9 protein-coding genes and 1 pseudogene are annotated in these 10,426 nt (G+C 43.2%); 5 read left to right on the top strand and 5 right to left on the bottom strand.

The annotated features are described in order from the left end of the window. Positions 1–109, top strand: a pseudogene (locus FRX57_RS07010) (IS200/IS605 family transposase); the annotation flags it as partial. A gap of 144 nt (positions 110–253) precedes the next feature. Here the strand turns inward: FRX57_RS07010 and FRX57_RS07005 are convergent. After that, positions 254–1,216 carry a LacI family DNA-binding transcriptional regulator gene (locus tag FRX57_RS07005; protein WP_146568049.1) on the bottom strand — a complete coding sequence of 321 codons (963 nt, stop codon included), beginning with the start codon at positions 1,214–1,216 and terminating at the stop codon, positions 254–256. A 4-nt stretch (positions 1,217–1,220) separates the two neighbouring features. Then, on the bottom strand, positions 1,221–2,660 hold the full coding sequence (locus tag FRX57_RS07000; protein WP_146568047.1) for a sucrose-6-phosphate hydrolase: 1,440 nt from the start codon (positions 2,658–2,660) through the stop codon (positions 1,221–1,223). Positions 2,661–2,872: 212 nt separating this feature from the next. On the opposite strand from FRX57_RS07000, the gene FRX57_RS06995 reads away from it, so the two are divergent. Beyond that, complete coding sequence (locus tag FRX57_RS06995) at positions 2,873–4,750, top strand: sucrose-specific PTS transporter subunit IIBC (RefSeq protein WP_146568045.1); 1,878 nt, start codon at positions 2,873–2,875, stop codon at positions 4,748–4,750. 78 nt (positions 4,751–4,828) lie between these two features. Continuing rightward, entirely contained in the window at positions 4,829–5,716 is an 888-nt protein-coding gene (gene scrK / locus FRX57_RS06990; protein WP_146568043.1) for a fructokinase ScrK, read from the top strand. A gap of 48 nt (positions 5,717–5,764) precedes the next feature. Here the strand turns inward: scrK and FRX57_RS07785 are convergent, their stop codons facing one another. Beyond that, positions 5,765–5,902, bottom strand: coding sequence for a hypothetical protein (locus tag FRX57_RS07785; protein WP_246100973.1), 138 nt, complete (start codon positions 5,900–5,902; stop codon positions 5,765–5,767). A 62-nt stretch (positions 5,903–5,964) separates the two neighbouring features. After that, positions 5,965–7,344 carry an ABC transporter transmembrane domain-containing protein gene (locus tag FRX57_RS06980; RefSeq protein WP_146568040.1) on the bottom strand — a complete coding sequence of 460 codons (1,380 nt, stop codon included), beginning with the start codon at positions 7,342–7,344 and terminating at the stop codon, positions 5,965–5,967. 214 nt (positions 7,345–7,558) lie between these two features. On the opposite strand from FRX57_RS06980, the gene FRX57_RS06975 reads away from it, so the two are divergent. Together FRX57_RS06975 and FRX57_RS06970 are read left to right on the top strand one after the other, a co-directional pair. Then, positions 7,559–8,998 carry a LysM peptidoglycan-binding domain-containing protein gene (locus FRX57_RS06975; RefSeq protein WP_146568038.1) on the top strand — a complete coding sequence of 480 codons (1,440 nt, stop codon included), beginning with the start codon at positions 7,559–7,561 and terminating at the stop codon, positions 8,996–8,998. Between the two features lie 116 nt (positions 8,999–9,114). Continuing rightward, a complete protein-coding gene (locus FRX57_RS06970; RefSeq protein WP_146568036.1) occupies positions 9,115–9,720 on the top strand; it encodes a DUF4352 domain-containing protein in 606 nt (201 codons plus the stop codon). A 32-nt stretch (positions 9,721–9,752) separates the two neighbouring features. Here the strand turns inward: FRX57_RS06970 and FRX57_RS06965 are convergent, their stop codons facing one another. Next, positions 9,753–10,334 carry a xanthine phosphoribosyltransferase gene (locus FRX57_RS06965; RefSeq protein WP_146568034.1) on the bottom strand — a complete coding sequence of 194 codons (582 nt, stop codon included), beginning with the start codon at positions 10,332–10,334 and terminating at the stop codon, positions 9,753–9,755. Between the last annotated feature and the right edge of the window lie 92 nt (positions 10,335–10,426).

Raw genomic sequence — 10,426 nt, 5'->3', positions numbered from 1 at the left:
AGTTGCGAAATACATTCGCGAGCAGGAGAAAAATGACATTGCACTTGATAAATTGAGTGTCAAAGAGTATGAAGATCCATTTTCAGATGGCAGTTTTAGAACAAGATAAAAGCCCGTTGTTACGGGCATTAGTCAAGTAATTATAGCACTAACCTGAACGAAGTTCAGCGAACGTCTTTAGACGTCGCTGGAGAGAAATGGCTGACAGCTGGTGTACAAGCCACCCGTTTTCACGGGTGGTTATGACTGAGGTCTAAATACTGGCTCCTGGCAAGAGACTGATGGGTAAAATGTATTCGGTATTGATAGCTTCCTTGGCAATTTGTTTGAGGAGGACATCAACGCAGAGGTGGGCGATTTCCTTGATGGGTTGTTTGATGGTGGTTAATTGGGGGAAATAATTTTCAACAAAGCGGGTACCGTCATAGCCGATAATTTTTAAATCTGCCGGTATTCTTAACCCGAGGTCACTAGCGATTTTCATGGTTAGAATAGCGGTCAAATCATCGGAAACAAAGAGACCATCGGGTCGGTATTGGCTTAAGATGTTTTTGATTTCCATTTCTTTGCGAATGGCGGAAAAATCACTGGGAACATTGATGACAGGTGCTTGGGGCAGTAAGGTTTGAAAACCAGCATGGCGTAAAGCTGTCGGTGAGTTAGAATTGTCATTTCCTGTAATCATAATAATCTTCTGGCAGCCGACTTTAAGCAATTGTTGAGCAGCCAACTTGCCCCCTTCAAAATTGTCTGAGGCAATGATGGGAACATTGGGGGCTAAATTACGATCGAAAGCGACAATAGGAGCTTCCACTTTTTCATAGTCGTCAATACAAAGATTGTGACTGCTGGAAATAATGCCATCTACTTGATTGGCAGCCAACATTTCAAGGTAGTCTTTTTCTTTCTTGGGGTCATTTTGACTATTGCAAATGATGACCTTGTAGCCTTGTCGAAAAAGTTCAACTTCTAAGTATTCAATCAGCTCAGAGTAGAAGATATTACTGATATTTGGAAAAATTAAACCAATCAATTTGGCTGATTTTCCTTGCAGGCTACGGGCCAGATTGTTGGGTTTGTAGCCCAGTGTTTTCATGGCGTCTTTGACTTTTTTGATGGTTTTTTCAGATAAGTAGCCCTTTTTGTTAATGACTCGTGAGACAGTGGTTGGGCTAACACCAGCCAGTTGGGCAACATCGGTTAATTTTGCAACCATAGGCTTATCCTTTCAACTGATAATAAGTCCCTGTGATCTGGCCTGATTTGACCTGAATACCTGATTGTTGAGCAGTTGGAAAGATGCGACCAGTCAGCACTTGCTCCCCATCATTGAGGAAGATTTCAAAGATGGACTTGTCAATGAAAATTCTGGCCTTGCAAGCCTGACGAGGGATTGGACAACTTCTGCTGGTGCCAAATTCGAGGGCGTATTGTTGGCCAACTTGAGAGCGATCAATGACAACTTCTCCCTTGTGGGTGTCAAAAGTGATAGTAAAGCCCTTGCCATCCTGGTCAGCAAAGAGCAGGAGTTCAGCTTGGCTATTTTCGGGAATGAGGATTTCTAGTTCATAAGTGTTATCCGTTTTTTCCTTGTTGCTGAGAGCTTCTTGTGATTGACGGAGGCTGGTCATGGCACTGACGGGATTTTGATAGAGTTTACCGTCCTTGATGGTCAATTCTTTGACCAAGCTCATGGCTCCTTGATAGTCGTATTGATCGGTTGGATAATCCACATCTGGTAGGCCAATCCAGCTGACAGCATAGGCTGTGCCATCTGGCATGTTAAAGGCCTGGGTGGCATAGGCTTCGAAACCGTAGTCTAGGTTGAAGATTGGCGATGGGTCAATCAGCTTGGCTGTTTTTGTGTCCAACGCTTGACATATTTTATAGGTGTTGGGGTAAATGTTGTCATAAGCCAGTTCAGCCTTATCCAATCCTTGGGGACTGTAAAGCAGAACCGGTTGCTCATTGACAAAGACAAGATTAGGGCATTCAATCATGTATTCACTGCCAGTGCCAGCAAAGTCTAGATTACCGATTTCTTCCCAAGTGAGAACATTATTATCAAGAGCACGGTAGAGCTTGATAAAGCCTTGTTTATTATGATTTTGAGCCCCAACAATGGCATAAAAGTTGCCTTCATGTTTGAAAATCTGTGGGTCGCGGAAATGCTCGGTTGCATCACTGGCTGGCTCAATCAGTACTTCTTTGATTTTTTCAATCTTGCCATCCTTGTTCATAAAGGCACCAATTTGTAAGGGGGTCCGTACCCAGTTGTCATCACGGACATTGCCTGTATAGAACAAAAAGAGCTTATCGTCCACTTGATAGGCCGACCCTGAGTAGGCACCATGGCTGTCAAGTGGGGTATCTGGCTTTAGCTCAACCCCAGTTTCTTCAAAATGGACCAAGTCCGTACTGGTCGTGTGCACCCATTGTTTGAGGCCATGACTGGCAGCAAAGGGGAAGTTTTGATAAAAGAGATGGAACTTGCCATCAAAATAGGAAAAACCATTGGGGTCATTCAAAAGCCCCATTTTTGGTTCCAAATGGTAAGTGGCATGCCAAGGTGATTTGGCCATGTTTTCCTTGATGTGAGCAATTTCTTCAGGGGTCCATTTGTCATAAGCTTTGTATCTAATTGCTGTTGGTAAATTCATTTAAAGGAGAGTCTCTCTTTCTAAGTCAATAATAATTCTCTACTAATATAGTAAACGTTTTCTGATGAAAAATCAATCTTTTTATGTGATTTAAAAATTATTTCTGCAAAACGCTTGACATATTTCTAAATCATGGTAAAATAAATAGTGTCATGAGTGAAACGCTTTCACTTGAAATGAAAAATTTTTTAATTAGAAGGAGATTTTTGCAAATGGATAACAAACAGATTGCAAAAGAGGTCATTGAGGCCGTCGGTGGTCGTGAAAATGTCAGAAGTGTTGCTCACTGTGCAACCCGTCTACGCGTCATGGTTGTTGATGAGTCTAAGATTGACAAAGAAAAAGCAGAGAATATTGAGAAGGTCAAAGGTGCCTTCTTTAACTCAGGCCAATACCAAATGATTTTTGGGACAGGAACAGTTAATAAAATTTATGATGAAGTTGTAGCTTTAGGTCTACCAACTGCAACAACAACTGAGCAAAAGGCAGAAGCGGCTCAACAAGGGAATGCCTTCCAACGCGCTATTCGTACCTTTGGTGACGTCTTTGTGCCAATCATTCCAGCCATTGTAGCGACTGGTCTCTTCATGGGTCTGCGTGGTCTCTTTGCTGCCTTTGGTGCAGAGTTGACTGGTGATTTGTTGATTTACTCTCAAATCTTGACAGATACAGCCTTTATCGTTCTTCCAGCCCTTGTGGTTTGGTCAACCTTCCGTGTCTTTGGTGGTAACCAAACGATCGGTATCGTCCTTGGGATGATGTTGATTGCTGGTCAGTTGCCAAATGCCTGGGTGGTTGCCTCTGGTGGTGACGTTAAACCCTTGACCTTCTTTGGCTTTATTCCAGTTGTTGGTTTGCAAGGATCAGTGTTGCCAGCCTTCATCATCGGTTTGATTGGTGCCAAGTTTGAAAAAGCTGTGCGTAAAGTTGTGCCAGAAGTGCTTGACCTTTTGGTAACGCCATTCATTACCTTGTTGGTCATGTCTATCCTTGGTCTATTTGTCATTGGACCAGTCTTCCACGTGGTTGAAAAAGCTATCCTTGGTGGAACACAAGCTATTCTTGCCTTGCCATTCGGTCTTGGTGGTCTGCTTATCGGTGGGGTTCATCAAGTCATCGTGGTGTCAGGTGTTCACCATATCTTTAACTTCCTTGAAGCTCAGTTGATTGCTAATACTGGAGCTAACCCATTCAACGCTATCATCACAGCAGCCATGACAGCCCAAGGTGCGGCAACGGTGGCAGTTGGTGTGAAAACTAAAAATCCTAAATTGAAAGCTCTTGCTTTCCCAGCAGCTCTATCAGCCTTCCTAGGTATTACAGAGCCAGCTATCTTCGGTGTTAACTTGCGTTACCGCAAACCATTCCTTCTGTCATTGATTGCAGGTGCTATTGGTGGTGCGCTTGCGGCTATCCTTGGTCTTGCAGGGACTGGTATGGGCGTTACCATCATTCCAGGTGCGACACTTTACCTTGGTAATGGCCAACTCTTCCAATACATCTTCATGGTGGCTGTATCATTCGCTCTTGGTTTTGCCTTGACTTACTTCTTCGGTTATGAAGATGAGGAAAAAGACGTAAAAAAGCCTAGTGCCCCTGTAGCAGACAAACCAGTTGCTGCAGCGGTAGCGACTAAATCAGAAGAAACAATCCTTGCTCCACTTGCAGGTGAGGTCGTTGCCCTTAAAGATGTCAATGATCCAGTCTTTGCATCAGAAGCAATGGGTAAAGGAATTGCCATCAAACCAAGTGGTAACCAAGTGGTATCGCCAGTTGATGGTACGGTAGAAATTGCCTTTGAAACAGGTCATGCTTACGGCATCAAATCAGCAAATGGTACAGAAATTCTCATTCACGTAGGTATTGATACGGTATCAATGAACGGTAAGGGATTTGACCAAAAAGTTAAGGCAAATCAAAGCGTTAAAGCAGGCGATGTTCTTGGAACCTTTGACCGCTCAGCGATTGCTCAAGCTGGTCTTGATGACACAACAATGGTGATTGTGACAAATACAGCAGACTTTGCAGCGGTTGAACCACTGGCATCAGCGACTGTTCAAGAAGGTCAAGACTTACTTAAAGTCAAATAAGGGACTATTCCCTTCATAAGAAAAGGGGTTGAACAAGTGTCAACCTCTTTCTGTCTAGAGAAAATTAGAGGAAAAAAGATGACGAAATTATACGGTAGTGTAGAAGCAGGTGGCACTAAGTTTGTCTGTGCGGTTGGGAATGAAGACTTTGAAGTTGTTGCTAAGACTCAGTTTCCGACGACAAAACCAGAAGAAACTCTGGCAAACACCATTGCCTTTTTCCAGCAGTTTGACAATTTGCAGGCAGTGGCTGTTGGTTCATTTGGTCCCATTGACATTGATGAAACATCGCCGACCTATGGTTATGTCACCAAAACGCCCAAGCCAGACTGGTCACATGTGGACATGATTGGTCCGCTCAAAGCTGCTTTGAAAGTTCCCTTTTATTTCACGACAGATGTCAATAGCTCAGCTTATGGTGAAGTGATTGCGCGTGATGAAGTAGAAAATTTGGTTTATTATACCATCGGAACAGGAATAGGAGCCGGAGCTTATCAAGACGGTCAGTTTATTGGTGGCATCGGCCACACTGAGATGGGGCATACTTACATGTTAAAACATGACCAAGATCAGGATTTTGATGGGGTCTGTCCCTTCCACAAGGGTTGCCTTGAAGGATTAGCAGCGGGGCCTAGTTTAGAGGCCCGGACGGGTATTCGTGGGGAAAATATCCCTGTTGATAGTGATGTTTGGGATAAGCAGGCCTATTACATTGCTCAGGCAGCCATTCAAGCAACCATGATGTTCCGTCCAGAAATGATTGTTTTTGGTGGTGGTGTCATGGCCCAAGAGCACATGCTTAAGTTAGTTCATCAGCACTTCTTGGCTCTGCTTAATGATTATCTGCCAATTCCGCCAGTTGAGGACTATATTGTCACGCCGGCTGTAGCCAATAATGGCTCAGCTACTCTGGGGAATTTTGCCCTAGCCATGAAGGTTGCAGACCAAGAGCACCAATTAGCCTAAGAATTTTGAACATAAAAAAGTCGTTAAACAGGATTGGTTTAACGACTTTTACATCTTATCAGTCAGGTCAATGACTTGGTCAAAGGCTAGCCGTAACTGGTCAAGATTTTGATGGCTAATATAGATTAAACTAACAGGGAGTTGAAGAACTAAGGCTTCAAGTTGTTTAAGGGCATCCTTGTCCAAGCCGGCCGATAATTCATCAATCAGTAAAAATGGTTTAGGAGCAAGTAGAAAACGGGCGAGGGCTATCCGTTTTTGTTCGCCTCCCGACAGTTCGATACCCCTTGACCTAAGAGAAGGTCCAGTTTGTCAGGTTTGGCCCAGTTTTTCAATTGAACTTGTTCTAGGACTTGACAAAGTTTATCTGAATCCATATTTTTTTGGAAAAGCGTTAGATTATCCCGCAAAGTAGCTGCAAAGATATGAGGGAATTGAGGCAAATAATGAATGTGTTGATACAGGCTCTTGTCCTCCCAGCTTTCTAGCGGTTGGCCATTGATGAGAATGTCCCCGTCATAATTGTCGGCCAGTTTGAGCATGTGGCGTAACAGACTGGTTTTACCAGACCCACTCGGGCCAATCAAGAGGTATTTTTTACCAGCTTCAAAACTGACTTGCAGGGGAGCTTTATTTTGGAACTGGTAATCAAGCAAATCAATTCGTTTAAGATTGGTGAGCTTCCTTGTTCCAGTTGGCTCGGTAGTGGCCAGCTGTGCTTCGAGGTCGTGGAGAATCTTGCGACCACTGATATACTGGGCAATCAAAGCTGATGAACTATAGATGGGAAAAGAAATACGGGCTAAGAGTTGTGAAAAAGCAATCAACGTTGGCAGGGCAAGTTGTCCTCGAATAATAAAATAAGCACCAATAATCCAAGCACCCAGGTAGAGCAGGTTGGAAAAGAACTGATTGAGGGCAGCGATGACTTGCTCAAAACGTAAGACCTTGACCTGCTTTTGGAGCAGATCGTGATTTTCTACTTGGAAACGCTGGTTAACCTGTTCCTGCCCCTGGCCAACTTTCCATTCTTCCAGTCCCTCAATCAAATCGGAAGTTTGCCTGACATAGACATTGTTGGCGATTGTTAGTTGTCCCTGATGTTGTTCCAATCGTTGGCGTCCCAAGATAGCAATGAGCAAATTTGGCAAGGTTAGTAGGAGAGCCATCAAGGCAATTAGCGGATTAAGCCAGAAGGCCATGACCGTAGCCACCAAGAGCTGACAGACAAGGTAGCCCGCCCAAAAAATGGTGTAAAAGTAACTTTGCTGTAGCAGCTCCATCTGCAAGGTGAGGGAGGAAATCCAATTGCCCTTACCCTCTTTTTGGAGGTCAAGCAGAGGTTTTTGGCTCATTTTTTGAAAAAATCTTTCCTTATAACGTGCGGTTGCCAGTTTGCTTAATTTTTCAGTCAGAGCTTGTTGCAGGTAGTAGATGACGGTTTGGCTAAGGAGAAAAACAAGGACGATAACTAGCATCAGGAGGTAGTCTGCCCAACTTTTTTGACTAGCTACTCTGATGATATATTCAAAAATAAAAGCTTCTCCTGTCATGATTATGGCGAGGGCCAAGGTAAAGAGAAGGTAGTTGATCAGCTCTTTGCGTAAGGATTGATAGATAAATGTCATGGCTAGAGGTTCCTTTCTTTATAGTGTAAGGTTTTGCAACTCGTGGGTTTCTCCTATTGTATCAAAGGAGCCTTGCCAAGGCAAGAAATATTACAAGAAGGTAACAAAAAAACACTAATAAATGTCAACTTTTTTAAGAACTCTTAAAGGCCTTTTTTCTCGCTTTTTTTGTGCTATAATAGTTTCATCAATAAAGATAAGGAAATGTATGAGCATGTCGAAAAAACTTACAAAAAAATCACTTTTATTTTCAACCCTAGTTTTGTCAATGGTTGCAGCAAGTCAGGTGCAAGCAGACGAAAACACTGACTGGACAGCGCGTTCTGCAGAAGAAATCAGGGCTAATTTAGTAACAGAAGGCAATAAAACAACTTATACTGTTCAATACGGAGATACTCTTAGCGCTATTGCAGAAGCTGTTGGTGTTGACATTAATATTTTGGCTAACATCAACAAGATTAGCGATGTCAATTTGATTTATCCTGGTACAGTCTTGACGATTACTTATAACGAGCAAAAAGAAGTTGCAACGGTTAAGATTGAAAGCCCCGCAGCTGCCACAGAAGGACAAGCTGTTACAGCTACTGCAGACCTGACAACCAATCAAGTCTTGGTAGAAGATAAGCTTGTTAAGGTTGAAGATTTAACGGTTGAAAGCCCGGTAGTCACTAGTGAATCAATTGTTGAGCAAGTGACTCAGTCGGTTGTTTCGGCGGCTCCTACCACACCTGCTTACGGTGAAACAGATCAGCCTGTGAAGGAGGCCATCAATCAGGTTGTGGAAGCGACTAGCACACCAGAAGTAAAACCAGTGGCAAGCGTGGAAGAATTGACCCAATCAATTGTGTCATCGACAGAGACACCTAGCTATGGTCAATCAACAGAAACTGTAACAGAAGCTATTAATCGTGTGGTTGAAGCTAAGCAAGAGACAGTTTCAGAAACTCCAGCAGTATCAGAAGTAGCACAAGAAGCAGTTTCAGAAACTCCAGCCTCATCAGAAGTAGCACAAGAAGCAGTTTCAGAAACTCCAGCCTCATCAGAAGTAGCACAAGAGACAGTTTCAGAGACACCAGCCTCATCAGAAGTAGCACAAGAAGCAGTTTCAGAAACTCCGGCATCATCAGAAGTAGCACAAGAGACAATTTCAGAAACTCCGGCATCATCAGAAGTAGCGCAAGAAGCAATTTCAGAAACTCCGGCATCATCAGAAGTAGCGCAAGAAGCAGTCTCAGAAACACCAGCGACATCAGAAGTGGCGCAAGAGACAGTTTCAGAAACTCCGGCACCAACTCAAACTCTGACTTATGATAGTACAGGAATGCAACCAAAGGCAGCAGCTTTCCAATCAGAGGTTGGTAATACCTTCGGTATTAGCAATATCGGAGGTTACCGTCCTGGAGATCCTCAAGACCATGGTAAAGGTTTGGCTGTTGATGTCATGGTTGACAGTGTGGCTCAAGGAAACCAAGTTGCCCAATATGCTATTGATAACATGGCCAATAATGATATTTCCTATGTTATCTGGCAACAACAATTCTATGCTCCGGTTAATAATATTTATGGCCCTGCTAATACTTGGAATCCAATGCCAGATCGTGGCAGTGCAACACAAAACCACATGGACCATGTGCACGTGTCATTTAATGAATAGAGAGACAAGAAAAATCACGCTTTAAGCGTGATTTTTTTTGCCTAAATGGAGTAAAATAGCTTGACAATATATATATAATAGTTTTAGGAATTTTTTTTATTGAAGGGAGAAAAGTCATGAAAAAATTAGGTGGTTGTCTAGGGAAAATCTTCTTGGGTTTCTTGCTCTTGGGTCTTTTGGGTATGCTATTTGGTAAAAATGCAGCAAAAACAACTCAACCAAGTGGTACTAGCAATCAAACTGCCAGTCAAACGGTGGCGTCTGAGCAAGGCACTGCAACACCAGAGTCATCAACCCAAGCAGAAACCTCTGCTGAGCCAAGTTATGGTATCGGTCAAACGGTCACTGTTGGCGACCTTGACTTTGTGGTCAATAGCAGATCGATTGAAAGTAACTTTGGTGGTGAGTTTGGCAAGACTGCCAATGGGGTTTATTTGACGCTAAATGTAACCGTAACCAATAAGGGGAAGAAAGCGGTGACGGTGTCGGATAGTTTCTTCAAACTCTTACAGGGAGATGTGGAGTATTCGGCTGACACATCAGCAGGTATCTATGCCAATAATGATGCCAAATTTTTCTGGCAGGAACTCAATCCACAAAGCACGCTAACAGGTAATGTGGTCTTTGACGTGACGGAAGAAGTGGCTAATACAGCTGATTTGCAGTTGCAACTGCAAGCAAATTTATGGGGCTTCCAAAAAGCCTTGGTCAATCTCAATTAAAAAACGGCTGTTGCCGTTTTTTTCTTATGGTGTTAAAGGTCAGCCTGCCGAAAAACCACTTGTCCATCTTGGAAACGGTCAATGCGAGCTAGGGATAGAACTTGATGACCAGCTTCTTCCAAAACTTGTCGGCCATCTTGGAAGGATTTTTCAATGACAATGCCAACGGCCTCAACCTTTGCCCCGGCTTGTTCAATGATCTCAATCAAGCCCTTGGCAGCTTGGCCATTGGCTAGAAAATCATCAACGATTAGGATCTTGTCATCAGAGCTGAGAAATTTTTCAGCAATCGACACTTGGCTGGTGACCTGCTTAGTAAAGGAATAAACCTGAGCGGTCAAAATCCCTTCGGTCATGGTGATATTTTTTGATTTTTTAGCAAAAATCATGGGAACTTCCAAGGCTTCTGCCGTGTAGAGGGCAGGGGCGATACCGGAGGCCTCAATGGTCACCACTTTAGTGATACCAGCTTCCTTGAATGTTTGAGCAAAGGTCTGGCCAATTTCTTTCATCAAGTTAGTATCGACCTGATGGGTTAAAAAAGAATCAACCTTGAGGATATTTTCTCCCAAAACCTGCCCAGCGGTTTGAATACGTTCTTCCAAAAGTTGCATGCTCATCTCCTAAAAAATATGATTGATATTAATCATTATACTTGTTTTCATTCGTCTTTGTCAATGATAAAATAAAAAAATCTCCCAGAAAA

It is taken from the genome of Streptococcus cuniculipharyngis (assembly GCF_007859195.1).
Lineage (GTDB): Bacteria > Bacillota > Bacilli > Lactobacillales > Streptococcaceae > Streptococcus > Streptococcus cuniculipharyngis.
The sequence above is the reverse complement of the archived record's forward strand: the minus strand, read 5'-3'. Positions and strand labels throughout refer to the sequence as shown.

Excerpts from the sequence above, each read along its gene's own strand:
- FRX57_RS06980 (WP_146568040.1), bottom strand. The coding sequence starts at position 7,344 with ATGACATTTATCTATCAATCCTTACGCAAAGAGCTGATCAACTACCTT.
- FRX57_RS07005 (WP_146568049.1), bottom strand. The coding sequence starts at position 1,216 with ATGGTTGCAAAATTAACCGATGTTGCCCAACTGGCTGGTGTTAGCCCA.
- FRX57_RS07000 (WP_146568047.1), bottom strand. The coding sequence starts at position 2,660 with ATGAATTTACCAACAGCAATTAGATACAAAGCTTATGACAAATGGACC.
- FRX57_RS06975 (WP_146568038.1), top strand. The coding sequence starts at position 7,559 with ATGTCGAAAAAACTTACAAAAAAATCACTTTTATTTTCAACCCTAGTT.
- FRX57_RS06965 (WP_146568034.1), bottom strand. The coding sequence starts at position 10,334 with ATGCAACTTTTGGAAGAACGTATTCAAACCGCTGGGCAGGTTTTGGGA.
- FRX57_RS06995 (WP_146568045.1), top strand. The coding sequence starts at position 2,873 with ATGGATAACAAACAGATTGCAAAAGAGGTCATTGAGGCCGTCGGTGGT.
- scrK (WP_146568043.1), top strand. The coding sequence starts at position 4,829 with ATGACGAAATTATACGGTAGTGTAGAAGCAGGTGGCACTAAGTTTGTC.
- FRX57_RS06970 (WP_146568036.1), top strand. The coding sequence starts at position 9,115 with ATGAAAAAATTAGGTGGTTGTCTAGGGAAAATCTTCTTGGGTTTCTTG.